General features: G+C 58.0%; 21 protein-coding genes. 16 read left to right on the top strand and 5 right to left on the bottom strand.

Features of this window, described 5'->3' with window-relative positions:
- The first annotated feature begins 51 nt into the window (after nt 1-51).
- The 11 genes from ACR3EP_RS10210 to trmD all read left to right on the top strand — a co-directional run bounded on the left by ACR3EP_RS10210 (nt 52) and on the right by trmD (nt 7,053).
- Complete coding sequence (locus tag ACR3EP_RS10210; protein ID WP_480637610.1) at nt 52-570, top strand: hypothetical protein; 519 nt, start codon at nt 52-54, stop codon at nt 568-570.
- 206 nt (nt 571-776) lie between these two features.
- Nucleotides 777-2,282 (top strand): signal recognition particle protein, encoded by a 1,506-nt coding sequence (gene ffh, locus ACR3EP_RS10215; protein ID WP_480637611.1) that lies wholly within the window; start codon nt 777-779, stop codon nt 2,280-2,282.
- Entirely contained in the window at nt 2,279-2,836 is a 558-nt protein-coding gene (locus ACR3EP_RS10220; protein ID WP_480637613.1) for a GNAT family N-acetyltransferase, read from the top strand. Before ffh ends, ACR3EP_RS10220 begins: the two co-directional genes overlap by 4 nt.
- Nucleotides 2,833-3,384, top strand: coding sequence for a GNAT family N-acetyltransferase (locus ACR3EP_RS10225; protein WP_170550823.1), 552 nt, complete (start codon nt 2,833-2,835; stop codon nt 3,382-3,384). Before ACR3EP_RS10220 ends, ACR3EP_RS10225 begins: the two co-directional genes overlap by 4 nt.
- 34 nt (nt 3,385-3,418) lie before the next feature.
- Nucleotides 3,419-3,715: a chorismate mutase gene (locus ACR3EP_RS10230; RefSeq protein WP_170350324.1), complete on the top strand. Its 297-nt coding sequence runs from the start codon at nt 3,419-3,421 to the stop codon at nt 3,713-3,715.
- A 43-nt stretch (nt 3,716-3,758) separates the two neighbouring features.
- Complete coding sequence (gene rpsP / locus ACR3EP_RS10235; protein WP_170350323.1) at nt 3,759-4,148, top strand: 30S ribosomal protein S16; 390 nt, start codon at nt 3,759-3,761, stop codon at nt 4,146-4,148.
- A 12-nt stretch (nt 4,149-4,160) separates the two neighbouring features.
- Entirely contained in the window at nt 4,161-4,796 is a 636-nt protein-coding gene (bluB, locus tag ACR3EP_RS10240) for a 5,6-dimethylbenzimidazole synthase (protein ID WP_480637615.1), read from the top strand.
- A 2-nt stretch (nt 4,797-4,798) separates the two neighbouring features.
- Nucleotides 4,799-4,948 (top strand): hypothetical protein, encoded by a 150-nt coding sequence (locus ACR3EP_RS10245; RefSeq protein ID WP_165590802.1) that lies wholly within the window; start codon nt 4,799-4,801, stop codon nt 4,946-4,948.
- Nucleotides 4,941-5,444 (top strand): ribosome maturation factor RimM, encoded by a 504-nt coding sequence (gene rimM, locus ACR3EP_RS10250; RefSeq protein WP_226688906.1) that lies wholly within the window; start codon nt 4,941-4,943, stop codon nt 5,442-5,444. The genes ACR3EP_RS10245 and rimM overlap by 8 nt, the downstream gene beginning before the upstream one ends.
- A complete protein-coding gene (locus tag ACR3EP_RS10255) occupies nt 5,444-6,259 on the top strand; it encodes a hypothetical protein (protein WP_480637617.1) in 816 nt (271 codons plus the stop codon). Before rimM ends, ACR3EP_RS10255 begins: the two co-directional genes overlap by 1 nt.
- Nucleotides 6,256-7,053: a tRNA (guanosine(37)-N1)-methyltransferase TrmD gene (gene trmD / locus ACR3EP_RS10260; protein WP_170550814.1), complete on the top strand. Its 798-nt coding sequence runs from the start codon at nt 6,256-6,258 to the stop codon at nt 7,051-7,053. The genes ACR3EP_RS10255 and trmD overlap by 4 nt, the downstream gene beginning before the upstream one ends.
- Here the strand turns inward: trmD and ACR3EP_RS10265 are convergent.
- A complete protein-coding gene (locus tag ACR3EP_RS10265; protein WP_170350318.1) occupies nt 7,050-7,850 on the bottom strand; it encodes a glycoside hydrolase family 25 protein in 801 nt (266 codons plus the stop codon). The two genes, trmD and ACR3EP_RS10265, sit on opposite strands and share 4 nt — an antisense overlap.
- Before the next feature lie 380 nt (nt 7,851-8,230).
- On the opposite strand from ACR3EP_RS10265, the gene rplS reads away from it, so the two are divergent.
- The 3 genes from rplS to ACR3EP_RS10280 all read left to right on the top strand — a co-directional run bounded on the left by rplS (nt 8,231) and on the right by ACR3EP_RS10280 (nt 9,289).
- Nucleotides 8,231-8,614, top strand: coding sequence for a 50S ribosomal protein L19 (rplS, locus tag ACR3EP_RS10270; protein WP_170657767.1), 384 nt, complete (start codon nt 8,231-8,233; stop codon nt 8,612-8,614).
- An 11-nt stretch (nt 8,615-8,625) separates the two neighbouring features.
- Nucleotides 8,626-8,847, top strand: a complete 222-nt coding sequence (rpmE, locus tag ACR3EP_RS10275; RefSeq protein WP_170350316.1) for a 50S ribosomal protein L31 — start codon at nt 8,626-8,628, stop codon at nt 8,845-8,847.
- Nucleotides 8,848-9,061: 214 nt separating this feature from the next.
- Entirely contained in the window at nt 9,062-9,289 is a 228-nt protein-coding gene (locus ACR3EP_RS10280; RefSeq protein ID WP_170517944.1) for a hypothetical protein, read from the top strand.
- Nucleotides 9,290-9,334: 45 nt separating this feature from the next.
- On the opposite strand, the gene ACR3EP_RS10285 is transcribed toward ACR3EP_RS10280, so the two are convergent.
- A complete protein-coding gene (locus ACR3EP_RS10285) occupies nt 9,335-10,930 on the bottom strand; it encodes an MFS transporter (RefSeq protein ID WP_480637620.1) in 1,596 nt (531 codons plus the stop codon).
- A 79-nt stretch (nt 10,931-11,009) separates the two neighbouring features.
- A complete protein-coding gene (locus ACR3EP_RS10290) occupies nt 11,010-11,897 on the bottom strand; it encodes an AEC family transporter (protein ID WP_480637622.1) in 888 nt (295 codons plus the stop codon).
- Nucleotides 11,898-12,103: 206 nt separating this feature from the next.
- Here ACR3EP_RS10290 and ACR3EP_RS10295 point away from each other — a divergent pair, with 206 nt between their 5' ends.
- The gene (locus tag ACR3EP_RS10295) at nt 12,104-12,913 is read left to right on the top strand and encodes a division plane positioning ATPase MipZ (protein WP_170350312.1); all 810 of its coding nucleotides are present in this window, start codon (nt 12,104-12,106) and stop codon (nt 12,911-12,913) included.
- 96 nt (nt 12,914-13,009) lie between these two features.
- On the top strand, nt 13,010-13,828 hold the full coding sequence (locus tag ACR3EP_RS10300) for a DUF2189 domain-containing protein (RefSeq protein ID WP_170377437.1): 819 nt from the start codon (nt 13,010-13,012) through the stop codon (nt 13,826-13,828).
- A 26-nt stretch (nt 13,829-13,854) separates the two neighbouring features.
- On the opposite strand, the gene ACR3EP_RS10305 is transcribed toward ACR3EP_RS10300, so the two are convergent.
- Both ACR3EP_RS10305 and ACR3EP_RS10310 read right to left on the bottom strand, forming a co-directional pair.
- Nucleotides 13,855-15,093, bottom strand: a complete 1,239-nt coding sequence (locus ACR3EP_RS10305; protein ID WP_170350310.1) for an adenylate/guanylate cyclase domain-containing protein — start codon at nt 15,091-15,093, stop codon at nt 13,855-13,857.
- A 65-nt stretch (nt 15,094-15,158) separates the two neighbouring features.
- Nucleotides 15,159-15,611: a MarR family winged helix-turn-helix transcriptional regulator gene (locus ACR3EP_RS10310; RefSeq protein ID WP_170359952.1), complete on the bottom strand. Its 453-nt coding sequence runs from the start codon at nt 15,609-15,611 to the stop codon at nt 15,159-15,161.
- Between the last annotated feature and the right edge of the window lie 4 nt (nt 15,612-15,615).

Here is a 15,615-nt window from a genome sequence, read left to right on the forward strand (position 1 = left end):
GAACAAGATTCAAGGCACGACAGACCCGCGACACAGTGCTAGCGTGCCGCCATGAATGTCACGCGCAATACACCGAACCAACTGATCCTGTCAGATACCCCATGGTTCATAGGCATCACACTCGTCTTATTTATTCTAATCTTTGTCGGCCTCGGTCTCTTCTTGATGACCGAGGGGGGCGAGGCCATCCTGTTCGGCCTGATATTCGCCCTCGGCGGCGGAGGGTTAGGATTTGGGGCCTTCTGCGCTTTTGTACGGCGTGTTCAGGTCATTCTGGACCGGGACAAAGACAGCATCGTGATCCGCAGGCATTCGGTTTTTGGCTATGATGCCGTCGAACACATGCTGTCGAACCTGTCCCATGCCGAGATTGAAACAACGATTTCGCGCAGCAACAAGGGCTCATCTACGCTGTATCGCCCCGTACTCATACTGGACAAAGGCATGAGCGCGGGTCGGCACCCCATTGTTGAGGCCTATTCCAGTGGGCGCGGCGCGCATCGGCTGGTGGATGCGGTCAATGAATGGCTTCCGGCACGCAAGGTTGACTCTGCCAGCCAATCGGCCTAAATCGCCGCAAACATCCGGAAGCGTCTGATCTTCCGGTCCCTTGAGTCGTTCAGGGATCGCCCCCCACCAGCGAGTTTCGCCCGTGGGGGCAATGCCATTTGGCATTACCCCCACGTCTAATTCAGTGGGAGGGGGCAATTGTGCATTTAACCGGTGTTTCTTATCTAAGAGGCGCCACGAGATAACCGGCTAAGGAGGCCGAAGGCATGTTTGAAAATCTATCCGAACGCCTTTCCGGCGTCTTTGACCGGCTGACCAAGCAGGGCGCCCTGTCCGAGGAAGACGTCAAGACCGCCCTGCGTGAGGTTCGGGTTGCGCTGCTTGAGGCTGACGTCTCGCTGCCGGTTGCCCGTGAATTCGTCAAGAAGGTTCAAAGCCAGGCCACCGGTCAGGCGGTCACCAAGTCGATCACCCCAGGTCAGCAGGTCGTCAAGATCGTGCATGATACGCTGGTCGACGTGCTGCGCGGCGAGGAAGACCCCGGTGCGTTGAAGATCGACAACCCGCCTGCCCCGATCCTGATGGTCGGTCTGCAGGGTTCGGGTAAGACGACCACCACCGGTAAACTCGCCAAGCGCCTGAAAGAGAAAGAGGGCAAGAAGGTCCTTATGGCCTCGCTCGACGTCTATCGCCCGGCGGCGATGGATCAGCTGGCGGTTTTGGGCACGCAGGTTGGCGTCGATACGCTGCCGATCGTGCCGGGCCAGAAACCGGTCGATATCGCCAAACGCGCCAAGCAGCAGGCGACATTGGGTGGCTACGACGTTTATATGCTGGACACTGCGGGCCGCTTGCACATCGACGAAGTCCTGATGGACGAGGTCGAGCAGGTCCGCAATGCAGTTGACCCGCGCGAGACCCTGCTGGTTGTTGACGGCCTGACCGGTCAGGTCGCCGTTGAAGTGGCCGAGGAGTTCGACGCCAAGGTCGGTATCTCTGGCGTGGTCCTGACCCGGATGGACGGTGACGGACGCGGCGGCGCGGCGCTGTCGATGCGCGCGGTCACAGGCAAGCCGATCCGCTTCGTCGGTCTGGGCGAAAAGATGGACGCGCTCGAAACCTTCGAGCCGGACCGGATCGCCGGTCGGATTCTGGGCATGGGCGACATCGTGGCCCTGGTCGAAAAGGCCCAGGAAACGATGGAGATGGAGCAGACCGAGCGCATGATGAAGCGCATGGTCAAAGGTCAGTTCAACATGAACGACCTGAAGATGCAGCTGGAACAGATGATCCAGATGGGCGGCATGCAGGGCATGATGGGCATGATGCCGGGCATGAACAAAATGGCCAAACAGATGGATCAGGCAGGTCTGGACGACAAGATCCTGCGCCAGCAGATCGCCATGATCCAGTCGATGACCAAACGCGAACGCGCCAACCCGCAATTGCTGCAAGCCAGCCGCAAGAAACGCATCGCCGCCGGTTCGGGGATGGAGGTCAGCGACCTCAACAAGCTGCTCAAGATGCACCGACAGATGTCTGACATGATGAAGAAGATGGGCAAGATGGGCAAAGGCAAGATGCTGAAACAGGCCATGAAAGGCATGTTCGGCAAAGGCGGCCCCTCACCTGAAGACATGGCCGCAGGCATGGACCCCAAGGCGCTGGAACAAGCCGCAAAAGCAATGGGCGGCAAGATGCCCGGTATGCCTGGCATGGGCGGCGGCATGGGTCTGCCCCCGGGTCTGAGCGGGTTCGGGAAGAAGAAGTGACGTCAGCACGCTGCACCCAGCCCCCGTCCGGCAAGGCGGCGATGGCAGCAGCGCAGTATCGCGCGGCCCTGCCGGTCATTCAGACCCGGCGGCTGGCTTTGCGCGCGCCCACCCTGGACGACCTTCCTGTGTGGACGTCGATCTGCAAAGAGAGCTTTGGCGACACCAATCAGGACGCCTGGACCGAGTTTTCCTACTATACCTCCGGCTGGCTGTTGCACGGACATGGTCTGTTCACCGTCACACTGAAAGAGGATGCTCAGGTCATTGGCTTTGTCATTCTGGGTCTCGAATGGGACGATCAGGAGCCCGAGCTTGGTTACTTGTTCCGCGCGGATCACAGACTGCAGGGTTACGCCACCGAGGCGTGCTCAGTTGTTCGCGATTTCGGTTTTGACCTGTTGGGATCGGGGCAATTCGTAAGCTATGTATCGGCTTCAAATGCCCGTTCGAATGCGTTGGCAAAGCGCCTGGGTGCTTCGCGCGACGCAGTTGCCGAACGTGCATTTGATGCAGACCAGCATGTCTGGCGCTATGGCGAGGTGCCGGCATGAAACTTGCTCTGGCCATACCGACTCTGGAAACCGAACGTCTGATCCTGCGCGCACCATCTGAAACTGATCTGGACGCGGACGCCGCATTCTTTGCCAGCGATGCTGCGAAGTATGTCGGCGGACCTCTGCGTCGGGATGAAGTTTGGCGGATCATTGCCATGCATTTTGGCCATTGGGCTCTGCGTGGTTATGGATATTGGAGCGTCGACGAAAAAGACTCTGGCAACTATGTCGGGCGGATCGGCCTTTGGTTCCCCGAAGGTTGGCCCGAGCCCGAGGTCGGTTGGACCCTGATGAATCATGCGACCGGAAAGGGCTATGCGACCGAGGCCGCTCTGGCCGCGCGCGCCCATGCCTATGACATATTGGGCTGGGACACGGCGATTTCACTGATCGACCCGGAAAACCACGCCAGCAAGGCCGTGGCCAAACGGCTGGGCGCTAAGCTCGACTACCACTACGAACACCCGAAATTCGGCGCGACCGAAATCTGGCGCCACCCTGCCCCCGCCGATCTGGTGAATGGCGGCATGGAGGCCTACGCATGACCCACATCGCTTTGCCCGCAAAGAGGAACGGCCAATGACCAACCCCGTGACACAGGCTGCCGCGCTGTTGAAAGAGCATCGCGAAAGCATCGACCGGCTGGACGCGATCCTTGTCTATACGCTGGGCGAGCGGTTCAAGCACACGCAGGCTGTTGGCAAGCTCAAGGCCGCACACGACCTTCCCCCGTCCGATCCCTCGCGCGAGGCTGCGCAGATCGCACGATTAGAAGACCTGGCGAAAGAGGCCGATCTAGACCCCGACTTCGCCAAGGCTTTCCTGAATTTCATCATTCAGGAAGTCATCCGACACCACAAGAAACACCAGAATTAACCGGAAACGATCCCGGTAAACGCCATCCAAAGGAGATACCACCATGGCAATGAAAATTCGTCTCGCCCGCGGCGGCTCGAAAAAACGTCCTTTCTACCGCATCGTGGCTGCTGACAGCCGTATGCCTCGCGACGGTCGTTTCATCGAGAAACTGGGCACCTATAACCCGCTGCTGCCGAAAGACAGCGAAGAGCGTGTGAAAATGAACATGGAGCGCATCCAGTACTGGCTGGATCAGGGCGCACAGCCCACCGACCGTATCGCGCGCATGCTGGAAGCCGCTGGCACCCGTGACAAAGCCGAGCGTAACAACCCCAACAAGGGGACCCCGGGCAAGAAAGCTCAGGAACGCGCGGAAGAGAAAGCTGCAAAGGCTGCTGAAGCTGCCGAAGCAGCTGCTGCACCGGCTGAAGAAGCAGCAGCAGAAGAATAAGCAGGCGAGCGCGTGCAGGATCAGACTTTCACTGACGATTTCCGCACGCAGTTCGATCTGTTGATGCGGCTCCGGCGCGATGTGCGCCGGTTCCGCACCGATGCGATAGACGAGGCAGTGCTGACGCGCTGCCTCGACGCGTTTCGACTGGCCCCTTCGGTGGGGCTTAGCGAACCCTGGCGTGTGATCCGCGTCGAAAGCGAAGCCGCGCGTGCCGCGGCGCTTGAGAATTTCCAAACCGCCAACGCGCAGGCGTTGGACGGTTACTCCGGCGAAAAAGCGCAACTTTACAGCCAGTTGAAACTGTCCGGCATGCAAGAAGCCCCGGTACAATTGGCCGTTTTCTGCGATGATGCCACCGATAAGGGGCAAGGTCTGGGTGCCGGAACCATGCCCGAGATGCGGCGCTATTCTGTTGTGTCGGCCGTTACCCTGTTCTGGCTCACCTTGCGGGCCGAAGGGCTGGGGTTGGGCTGGGTGTCGATCCTGGACCCTGACCGGCTGGCCCGTGACTTGAACGTGTCGGACGACTGGCGGCTGATCGGCTATTTCTGCGTCGGGCAGCCGGAAGAGTTTTCCGACACCCCCGAATTGGAACGTGTTGGCTGGGAAAGCCGCCACGACACGCTGCCGATTGAGGTGCGCTAAGAATGTTCGGGCTTATTCGACTTCCCATCCTGCTGATGATCGCATTTATTGTGGGCGTGTTCTTTGAACGCTCGAACCAGCGCGAGGCCTGTGAGGCACGCGGCGATTGGCAGGACGGATTATGTGTGACGGTGGACAAGCCAAATGAGTGATCTGATCTGTGTCGGCAGCATTGCGGGCTCTTACGGGGTGCGCGGCGAAGTGCGCCTGAAAAGCTTTTGCGCGGTCCCCGAGGATATCGAGGCCTATTCCCCACTGACGGACGAAAACGGCGGCGAGCGTTACCCCTTGGTTTTGACCCGCCCCATCAAGAACGGGTTCGCCGCCCGATTGGGCGGGATTGAAACCAAAGAACAAGCGGACGCGATCAATGGCCTGCGTCTGTATGCCCGTCGCGATCAGCTGCCCTCGTTGCCCGACGACGAATTTTATCACACCGATCTGATCGGGCTTGAGGTTTATGATACAGGCGGCACTCTGCTGGGCCGGGTGAAATCGGTGCAGAACCACGGCGCAGCCGACTTGCTGGAACTGCACGGTCCGGGTCTGAAATCTACGGTCTTGCTGCCCTTTACGCGCGAGGCTGTTCCGACGGTTGATCTGGACAAGGGCCGCATTGTCGCTGATCCGCCCGAAGGGCTGATCTGATGCGGAGGGTTTTGTTGCATCTAGGGCTGCACAAAACCGGCACCACCGCGGCCCAATCTTTCCTGTATGACAACCGCGAATTGATCTGGCCGCATTTCTCGCTGATCTTGCCCTATCGCACCCGAAACTCGGGCCTGTCCCGCGCGGCAACCACACATTCCATATATGGCACCGTGGGTACGTTGTCCGAATTCGGAACCCGGATGCGCGCCTTTCTCGAAACACTGGATTTCGGCACCAGACGCGGATTGATCGTCAGCGAAGAAAACTTTGCCGGATTACGCCCTAGCCGCAACATCGAACAGGGCTACGCAGCCGCACCGGAACTTGCCGCTTGTATGGTGGACGCGGTCCGGCACCGCTTTGACCAGCAAGAGGCCGAGATCACAATCTACCTGTCCTTACGCCAGCGCGGCGGCTGGCTGCGCAGCCTCTGGGCGCATGATCTGGAACGCATGCGTCAGGTCCATGACTTCGAAGCCTTCCGGGCGAGCATGAATCATCTGCCATCTTTGCAAGACACGGCAGATCAAATCCGCGATCGGTTGCCTTCAGTCACGGTGAAGACAGGTTGGCTTGAGGAATTGCAACTGCAACGCTTTGGTCCCGGCACCCCGTTCGCCGAATTTCTGAACCTGTCGCGCGACAAGACCAAACGTCTGGTGCCGCCTTCCCGGGTGAACAATCGCCTACCCGAGGACGTTCTGGCGGAATTGCTGGATTTGAATCGCTCGCGTCTGGACGAAGCCGCCTTGATCGCGCAAAAGACGGCGATAATTGAACGCGCAAAAGGCGCTCTGACCGGCACGACATGACAGACAAACCCAGTAAATCCCACGGTCGCAAGGCGATCCGCCCAACCTTGAAACCGCGCGAGCTGTTGACTCCTACGCCTGATCTGCACGGGGTGTGGAAGGCCAAGATCATCACTCTGTTTCCTTCAGCCTTTCCTGGGGTGCTGGGCGAAAGCCTGACCGGAAAGGCATTACAGGAAGGTTTGTGGCAGCTGGAAACCGTTGATCTGCGCCCGTTCGGCATCGGCAAACATCGCAACGTCGACGACACACCTGCGGGTGGTGGTGCAGGCATGGTGCTGCGTGCCGACGTTCTTGGAGAGGCGATCGAACACACGATGGCGGGTGTTCAGGGCAATTGGCCGCTGATCTATCTCAGCCCGCGTGGACGCCGGATGGATCAACGTATGATGCAAAACCTCGCGCGCTGCGACGGCATGACTCTGCTGTGTGGACGCTTCGAGGGTGTCGATGAGCGGGTGCTGGAACATTATGGCGTCCAAGAGGTCAGCTTGGGCGACTTCGTTATGACCGGTGGTGAGATCGCAGCGCAAGCACTTATCGACGCCACGGTGCGATTGATCCCCGGCGTATTGGGCAATCAAGCCTCGGCCGAGGAAGAGAGCTTTTCGTCTGGTTTGCTGGAGCATCCGCAATACACGCGCCCCGCCGAATGGAAGGGCCGCCCAATCCCCGACATTCTGATGTCCGGCCACCACGGGCGCATTGCCGATTGGCGGCACGAAATGTCAGAACGGATCACCCGCGAACGGCGACCCGATCTGTGGGAGATCTACCGAAAAGTGCGGGACTAGCCCCCCGCCTTCCAGCGCGCCCAGCTTTCGGGGTGGCCGTTGAACGTGTTGATATCCACCTTGCCCTGCACGCCAGGCACCAGCCCGGTGCCGGTATATTGCCAGAACCGCCAGGACGATCTCGGATAAACCTGATGGGGGTGTCCGGCAACGGATCGCAGCCAGAATTCGGTCCCGCGCAGACGTCCTATTTCTGTATCCCCATGAAAATCCACCGTTGTATAGACGATCGGACGGCGTCCATAGTGACGTTCCAAGATATCTAAGAACCGCTTAGCCTCGGCCCGGACGGTGGCACCATCGGGGCGCAACCTGCAGGTTCTGGAATGCGGCGTCCACTCCATATCCAGCACATGCGGCAGGTCAGCCCCTTTTGGCACGTTCTTGATGAACCATCGGGCCTGTTCATGCGCTGGGCGGCAGAAATAATAATAATGATACGCCCCCCACGGCACGCCCGCAGCTTGCGCGCCACGGCGATGGTCTTCGAACAAGGGGTCGGCGACATCTCCACCTTCGGTCGCTTTGATGAACACAAAACTGACGCCTGATGCCTTGGCCTGATGCCAGTCGATCGGCCCCTGCCAGCGTGAGACATCCAGCCCATGCACCGGATAGTGGCCAGGATGCCGCCCATCCCAGTCATGCGGGTCGGCGTCGCCAAAGGCCGGGTAGATGACTGAAGGGGAAGTTGTACTTAGAAAAGCTTTGGCCTCGACCTTTTGAGGCGGAGGTGTGCTGCGACCACAGGACAGGGTCGCAAAGGCCATGACGGCCAGCATCAATGCAATGCGCATGATCGGTTCCTGTTTTTAAATTACTGCTCTTATAATTGCCCCCAGAATGCCTGATCCGCCTGATAACGCAACGGTGCAGTTTGCTTACGGCGAAAACCCACCACCCTTGCGTTGAAAATATGGTGTTTTTATCTTGATCCCTGATCGCAAACCCCGTAAAGCAGCGCAATCCGGTGCCGCGTAACGCGACTCCGGTGTTTTGGTTTTCATCATGGCGCATCGCTCAGCTTTCTTCAGCCACGGCGTGTCAGGGCAGGCCAGACCAAAGGAACATTCGATCTGACCTCTGGCGGGCTGTACGCAGGACCCGGTGAAGACCAAGAGCTCTCAGGCCGTGCTTAACTTCGTGGACCAACCACGAGCAGATAGGAGTAACTGCGATGGACCTGATCGCACAGCTTGAGGCGGAACAGATTGCCGCCCTGGGGAAAGACATCCCCGATTTCAAAGCCGGTGACACCATCCGTGTCGGCTTTAAAGTGACCGAAGGGTCGCGCACCCGTGTGCAGAACTACGAAGGCGTCTGCATCGCGCGCAAAGGTGGCGAGGGCATCGCCGGATCGTTCACCGTCCGCAAAATCTCGTTTGGCGAAGGTGTGGAGCGTGTGTTCCCACTGCATTCGACCAACATCGACAGCATCACCGTTGTCCGCCGTGGCCGCGTCCGTCGCGCCAAACTGTACTATCTGCGCACCCGTCGCGGTAAATCCGCACGTATCGCAGAGGTCACAAACTACAAGCCCAAAGCTGGCGCCGAGGCGTAAGGAGCGGAAAGATGAAAAAAGACATCCATCCCGATTACCACTTCATCAACGTCAAAATGACCGATGGCACCGTGGTTCAGATGAAATCCACCTGGGGCAGCGAAGGCGACCAGCTGGCATTGGAAATCGACCCCTCCTCGCACCCCGCGTGGACCGGTGGCTCGTCGCGCCTGATGGACGCCGGCGGCCGCGTGTCGAAGTTCAAGAAGAAATACGAAGGTCTGGGCTTCTAAACCTGACCCGATTGAGATGCGAAAGGCCGTCCCTTGGGGCGGCCTTTTTCTTTTCAGGGCAGGCATGTGAGACGGTGCAATGGGCCTGCCAGAAAGGAAGCCCCTGAAGACACCCTCGCGGATCTCACTCGTCAACCTCAGTAACCGCCGCACAATGCTGAAAAGGTGCTACACTTGGCACCAAGAACCGCCCTGATACGACGGAGACCCTGAAATGCCCAAGTACAATGATATGTTCGAACTTTCGGTGCAGGATATGGATCTGATCGAAACAGCCTTGCGCGGCTTGGCTGCCTCCCGTTCGCTGGCAACACCAGATGAAACGGATGATGGGAAAGTGGATCGCGAAAACACCCTGCGCCGCGTCCATGATCTTCTTGGCAAGCTGCACGATCAGAAGGTTTTTTATCGACCCAAAGATGGGGTGTACCTTGGAGGTTAAACCCATTTGATCCAGACCGGTCGACGTCCTTTTCCGCTAATGCATTTACCTGGGTGCGCGCGTCAGCTCTGCCGCACTGTGCAACGGCGGCACCGGCCCGCGCAGTAGCAGCAAGGCCAGTACCATGCCGACAAGCGCGGCAACCGCGGCGACCAACATGGCGCTGTCAAAGGCATTGTCCTGCAATTCGCGCAAAGCTTTGGCTACGACAGAGCTGGTCGACGGGTCCATCCCCGCGATCAATTGCTGGATCTGGCTGGGCGTGCCGTGGGTCAGCGCATGTGCCAGATCCTCGCGCTGGGTTGACCCAGCGGGCAGCGCAGCGATCACCTCGGACAGACCGCGACGAATGGTGATAGATTCGGCCAGACCACCGACCACCGCTCCAAGGGTGGCTCCGAAATAGAGGCAGGCGTTGATCACGCCTGACCCCTGGCCAACATGTTCTTCGGGTAGAAGACGCAGGCCGAGGCGCGGCAGCAAGGAAAAACAGATGCCCATACCGACGCCGACAATCAAAAGCTTCCACCAAATCTCGGCATATTGCGTGGAATTGTTGGTTGTCATCAGCAACAGGAACCCGCAGGCCATCGCCCCCAGGCCAATTGTAACGGGCCACCGGAAACTGTAGGGCGCCAAAAAGCGGGGCGCGGTCACCGAGATGACGAACATGCTGAGGCTGAGCGGCATGATCGCCAGCCCTGCCCCGATAGAGCTGTATCTGAAGGCGTCCGGCGACTGCACGAAGGTGTTGAAATATACAAAGAAGCAGAACAGCGTGAAACCGGTAACAAACATGCCCGCCGCAGCCATAAAGTAGCGCGGATGGCGAAAGTACCGCAGTTCAACCAGCGGATCTGAGCTGCGGCGTGAGACGATCACCAGCACGATGGTCGCCATCGCCGCGATGGCCAGCGGAACCAACGTAAGTGGCGTGTCCCATCCACCGCTTTCCCCATTGCTGAGTGCAAAGGACAGTGGTCCAAGGAACAACAGGATGGCAACCGCCCCCGGATAGTCGAATTTCGCACCTGCAAGACGGGTATCGGGTATATAGTTTCGCTTGCTGACGTGCATTCCGATGGCAAAGGCCACAGCTAGTAATACCAAGTCAGCCGCGAAAACGGCCCGCCAGCTGACATAGTGACCAAAGGCTCCGCCGACGATAGGCCCGACACCGATGGCCAGACCAACGATCGCGCCCCAGGCCCCGGTGACACTGGCGCGTTGTTCTTCGGGCGTAGCGGCGGTCAACAAGGACAAAGAGGTGCCGAACAGCGCTGCTGCCCCTGCCCCCTGCGCACCACGACCAATCAGCAGCATCACCCCATCCTGAGCAAACAGCGCCAAGGCCGACCCGATCGCAAAGACGATCATACCAAAGAAAAAAACGCCCATCTTGCCGGTAATGTCGCCCAGACGGCTGACGATGGTAACAAGTGTCGCGCTGGCCACGGAATAAGTTGCCATCACCCATTGCAGCCCGGACGGGGTCAGGTCGAATTCGGCCTTCAAGTTGGGCAGGATGGTTGTCACGGCGGTGGTATTGAACCCCACAACCATCATACAGATCGCTGTCATCGCCAGCACCACGCGGGCACGAGCCTGCGGGGTGACTTCTTCCGAGGTCTTGTCAGTCATCAACGTCCCTTAAATTTTAGGTCTTTAATCCAATTTATCAGCAGTTTAGCAGTTTTTTTCGCTTCGCATAGGGTGCGCGTCAGATCCAGTAGGCCAGCGCAACCGGTAGAACAACAATCGTGGTCAGTGTCGAAACCAAAATGAATCCGGCCACATCCGGGCCGTATTCCGGCATGTGCTGATCAATGAACAGGTAGGTCGCAACCGAAGATGGCATCAGACAACACAGGATAAACGCGCCGCGTTCAGCCCCGGTAAAGCCAAACGCCCAGACCAGCGCGCTTGAGATCGCAACCGCCATAACCAGATGCAGCAGGGTCAGCACCACCGCCAGACCCAGACGTTTGATCCGCAAAGTCGCCAGTGTATGGCCCAGCGTCAGCAACATCAGCGGAATCGACAACCCGCCGAGAATGTCGAAGGACTTGGCGATAGGTTGCGGCAGGCTGTACCCGGTCGCCATTAAAATCAGCGAAAGGGTCACAGCGTAGATGATCGGCGAGGTGGCAATTTTACGGGGCGAGAATTCTCCGGCCGGAATCCACATACCGATGGTGAAGATACTGATCAGCACGACGACAACGAACCCCATCGCATAGGCCATGCCTGCGTCCCCCAACGCCAGCAGCGTGATCGGCAAGCCGATATTACCCACGTTGCTGTGCATCAGCGGTGTCAGAAATGCGCGTACCGGCAGGCGCATTGCCTTGAGGGCGACGAACCCCAGCACTCCGAATCCGGCGATGGCCAGTGCAGCGGCGGCCATTACATCCAGAAAAGTACCAATAGCGATACTGGTAGCGGTCAGATGCGAGATGATCAGCGTCGGATACCCCACCCGCGACACGATCCCCCCGATCACCTTATTGTCGAACGGCGCTTTGATCAGGGCCAGACAATATCCGATTCCGGCGCAGATCAGGACGGGTAGGACCACGTTCAGAACGTTCAGAAACAGATGATCCACCGGTCGCCCCTATCGCAATTCTTTGCGTCTGACACTGAAACAGGGCACCACTTTTGACAAGCACACAGCTTAACCCTATTCCACGTCATAGTTTTCCAATTTAGAGCCTGAAATCACCGATTGAGGTTCTTCCCATCTCGGTTTCCACAACATATAGTGGTTCGCAACAACGTGTGCGAAGCACGGCGGGACATGGGAATACAGGCATGGCACATATCATCGTAGTCGGAAACGAGAAGGGCGGCGCAGGCAAATCGACCGTGTCGATGCATGTGGCCACCGCACTGGCACGGCTGGGTCACAAAGTCAGCACCCTGGACCTGGATCTGAGACAGCGCAGCCTGGGGCGGTATTTCGAAAATCGCGGCAAATTCATGAACGGGTCCGAGGTCCCCTTGCCCAGCCCGCGCCACCATGACCTGCCCGAGATCGACGCCTCCAAGCTGAAACCCGGTGAGAATATCTATGACCACCGCCTGTCCGCCGCCGTTTCTGAACTGGAAAGCGACAGCGATTTTATCCTGATCGACTGCCCCGGCTCGCATACCCGCCTCAGTCAGGTTGCGCATTCGCTGGCCGACACGCTGATCACACCGCTGAACGACAGCTTCATCGACTTTGACCTGTTGGCACGGATCGATTCAAAGGGCGAGAAAATCCTTGGGCCCTCGGTCTATTCCGAAATGGTCTGGAACGCGCGGCAATTGCGGGCGCAGGCCGGGCTCAAACCTATCGACTGGGTGGTCGTGCGTAACCGCGTCGGTACACAGCGTATGGTCAACAAGGAAAAGATGCAGCGCGCGATCGAAATGCTGTCCCAGCGCATCGGCTTCCGCGTCGCATCAGGCTTTTCCGAGCGGGTTATCTTTCGCGAGTTGTTCCCGCGTGGCCTGACACTGTTGGACCTCAAGGATATCGGGGTCAAACAGCTGAACATCTCGAACATCGCAGCCCGGCAGGAACTGCGCGACATGATGAAGGAATTGAACCTGCCTGGGGTCGAGATCGACTTTTAGAAGTTGTTCTGACAAGGCGGTGCAACCAAGCCGTGCTACTCCACCCTTGCTCTTGCGCTGCCACTGACGCAAACTTGTTTGCGGAGGAGGTATGTCATGACATCCAAGACCGCTGGTTCCACGCCACCTGACAAACTGACGCCGCAGCAGCAGGCTTTGCCCAAAGTCAACAAAGTAACCGCCGGTGATATCACTGCGTCGCTTAAGGCCGGGTTTTCCGACTTTTTAGCTCGCCCCTTAATGAGCGGTTTCTTCGGCCTCTTCTATGCCGTTTTCGGAATCCTGTTTGTTTGGGGATTGGTCTGGCTCGGCAAGATTTGGATGATCATTCCCGCCATTGTAGGCTTTCCACTGGTCGCGCCTTTCGCCGCGGCCGGGCTTTATGAAATGTCCCGTCGGTTGCAAAAAGGGGAAAGCTTCGGCTGGTCTGAAATCCTCACCGTCATGGCCAATCAACGCAAGCGTGAACTGGGCTGGATGGCCTTCGTCACCCTGTTCATATTCTGGGTGTGGGTATATCAGGTTCGGCTTTGGCTGGCGATTATCCTGCAGAATGCATCCTTCTCGGATTTTGACGGGTTCTTGAACACTGTCTTCTTCACGCCGCAGGGCTGGACTTTTCTGGCTGTTGGCACCTGCGTAGGCGGCTTTCTGTCTGCTGTGCTGTTCTCGGTGACCGTCATCGCCATGCCCATGCTGCTGGACCGGGAAACAAATTTTGTTTCTGCCATGATAACGTCCATTCGCGTCGTCACGGAAAACCCGGTGGTCATGCTTAGTTGGGCGGCGATCATCTCGGTCACCATGCTGTTATCGATGGTTCCGGCGTTTCTGGGCTTAATCTTTACTCTGCCGATCCTTGGCCACACCACCTGGCACCTGTATCAGCGGGCCGTTTCACCGGCAGAGAGCTAATCAATCCAGCCAGTTAAATGCCCCGGCTAGGCCTCGGCGGCATTGTAGACCGTAAACAACTCTTTCGGCTCGGACACACCCCGCAACATGTAACGCCCAACCGAGATCAGGTCCTGACCGCAAGGCTGAGCCGCGCGGGCTACATCATCCGAGATCAGAATTCTCTGCCCCAGCGACCGGTGCATCCCAGCGATCCGTGCGGTCTGGTTTACTGCTGGCCCGATAACAGTGAAATCCAACCGGGTCTCGGACCCGATATTGCCATACAGAATCTCGCCCGCATGCAGGGCCAGAGTAAAGTTGGCCACTGGCAAACCGTTTGCCTTACGGCGGGCGTTTAGGGCCTCCATCCGCTGCTGCAACATCGGTACAGCCTTCAGCGCTGCGCGCGCGTCTTCGTCGATCTCGCCGACGTCGAACATCGCCATCAGCCCATCGCCCATGAATTTCAGAATATTGCCGTCATTGTCGTGAACGACACCAACGGCTACGGCCAGATAGTCATTCAGCATGTCGATGATTTCAGCACCCGGAAGCTCTTCGGAGAGGCTGGTGAATCCTTCCAGGTCAAAATTCCACATCACCGCATCGATCTGCTGCAGTGATCCCCGCCGGATTTCACCAGACAGCACCCGCCGTCCCGCATCGCGACCCAGATAGACCCGCATCAAATCCTTGGAAACACGCGCACTTGCAGCAGATTTCAGCGCCAACCCCAGATGGGGCAAGGCTGTGTGGATCAATTCCAGATCTTTGTCCTCGAACCCCTTGGGGGCGTTCGATGTCCAAGACAACAGCACCCCGTCCACCGCCTTTTTGGCGTCTTTCGGAGCGTTGTGGGTGGGAACGTCAAAATTAACACCGGTGGCGTAATAGTCGGTCGCACCGATCTGACGCAGGTCGTTTAACAGGGGAAAACGGCTGGGCTCATTTTGATCGACCAGGCGTTCGCGGATCTCGTCTATCTCATTGTTCAAGATCGCAAACAAAGGGCTTTGCTGCCATTGTTCGCTGGGTTGCTCGGAATACTCAAAGGTCTCGGATTCTCCGCCTCTGCCCTCGTACCAGCTGAACCCGGTCCCGCCGTACACGGGATGCAAGGCCGACTGCGCGGCGTGAAAACGCATTAGCGGCACGCCAAGTTCCAAAAGTTTGTTGCAATAGCCATCCAGCAGCTCTTCTTTCGCTGCCCCTTCCAGGCCGCGTGTAACCAACCAGTCAATAAGATCATTGGATTTTGCCGTTTCGGCAGTCAGGGTTGTCATTTTTATTTTATTCCAGTGTCCGCTCTGGTTGTCATCTGGGGACCAGAGGCCGCGATTACCAGTACTCAATCCATATGTGCCAGCCGCCGCAGCATATTGCGCAACAGCACGACTTCATCTGGGTTAAATTGGGCCGTCAGTTTTGCGTCATATTGCTCGGCAATACCGCTTAGCTCGCGATAGACGGATTGCCCCATGTGGGTCAACATCAGGTTTTCGACCCTGCGGTCTGTTTCACTGCGATTGCGCACCAGATACCGGCGGGACTCTAACCTGTGTACTGCGCGGCTGATCTTAGTTTTGTGCAATCGGGCGCGTTCGCCGATCTCTTTGGCTGTCATCTCTCCATAATTGCCCAGATGAAACAGAACCCGCCATTCGGTGCGCAGCATACCGTAACGATCCTTGTAGATCTGCTGGAACTCTAACGAGATTTCCTCGGCCGCGCGGTTCAGCAGATAGGGCAGGAAATCTTGCAGATCAAAGCCATCATTTTCGCTGAATTGATCATCTGTCATGCTT

Source organism: Ruegeria sp. BB10 (assembly GCF_056535725.1).

Bases quoted from the DNA above. Each gene is read 5' to 3' on its own strand.
- ACR3EP_RS10230 (WP_170350324.1), top strand. From the start codon at position 3,419: ATGACCAACCCCGTGACACAGGCTGCCGCGCTGTTGAAAGAGCATCGC.
- rplS (WP_170657767.1), top strand. From the start codon at position 8,231: ATGGACCTGATCGCACAGCTTGAGGCGGAACAGATTGCCGCCCTGGGG.
- rpmE (WP_170350316.1), top strand. From the start codon at position 8,626: ATGAAAAAAGACATCCATCCCGATTACCACTTCATCAACGTCAAAATG.
- ACR3EP_RS10225 (WP_170550823.1), top strand. From the start codon at position 2,833: ATGAAACTTGCTCTGGCCATACCGACTCTGGAAACCGAACGTCTGATC.
- ACR3EP_RS10305 (WP_170350310.1), bottom strand. From the start codon at position 15,093: ATGACAACCCTGACTGCCGAAACGGCAAAATCCAATGATCTTATTGAC.
- ACR3EP_RS10265 (WP_170350318.1), bottom strand. From the start codon at position 7,850: ATGCGCATTGCATTGATGCTGGCCGTCATGGCCTTTGCGACCCTGTCC.
- ACR3EP_RS10300 (WP_170377437.1), top strand. From the start codon at position 13,010: ATGACATCCAAGACCGCTGGTTCCACGCCACCTGACAAACTGACGCCG.
- ACR3EP_RS10245 (WP_165590802.1), top strand. From the start codon at position 4,799: ATGTTCGGGCTTATTCGACTTCCCATCCTGCTGATGATCGCATTTATT.
- ACR3EP_RS10310 (WP_170359952.1), bottom strand. From the start codon at position 15,611: ATGACAGATGATCAATTCAGCGAAAATGATGGCTTTGATCTGCAAGAT.
- ACR3EP_RS10210 (WP_480637610.1), top strand. From the start codon at position 52: ATGAATGTCACGCGCAATACACCGAACCAACTGATCCTGTCAGATACC.
- ACR3EP_RS10285 (WP_480637620.1), bottom strand. From the start codon at position 10,930: ATGACTGACAAGACCTCGGAAGAAGTCACCCCGCAGGCTCGTGCCCGC.
- ACR3EP_RS10295 (WP_170350312.1), top strand. From the start codon at position 12,104: ATGGCACATATCATCGTAGTCGGAAACGAGAAGGGCGGCGCAGGCAAA.
- ACR3EP_RS10280 (WP_170517944.1), top strand. From the start codon at position 9,062: ATGCCCAAGTACAATGATATGTTCGAACTTTCGGTGCAGGATATGGAT.
- rpsP (WP_170350323.1), top strand. From the start codon at position 3,759: ATGGCAATGAAAATTCGTCTCGCCCGCGGCGGCTCGAAAAAACGTCCT.
- rimM (WP_226688906.1), top strand. From the start codon at position 4,941: ATGAGTGATCTGATCTGTGTCGGCAGCATTGCGGGCTCTTACGGGGTG.
- ACR3EP_RS10255 (WP_480637617.1), top strand. From the start codon at position 5,444: ATGCGGAGGGTTTTGTTGCATCTAGGGCTGCACAAAACCGGCACCACC.
- trmD (WP_170550814.1), top strand. From the start codon at position 6,256: ATGACAGACAAACCCAGTAAATCCCACGGTCGCAAGGCGATCCGCCCA.
- ffh (WP_480637611.1), top strand. From the start codon at position 777: ATGTTTGAAAATCTATCCGAACGCCTTTCCGGCGTCTTTGACCGGCTG.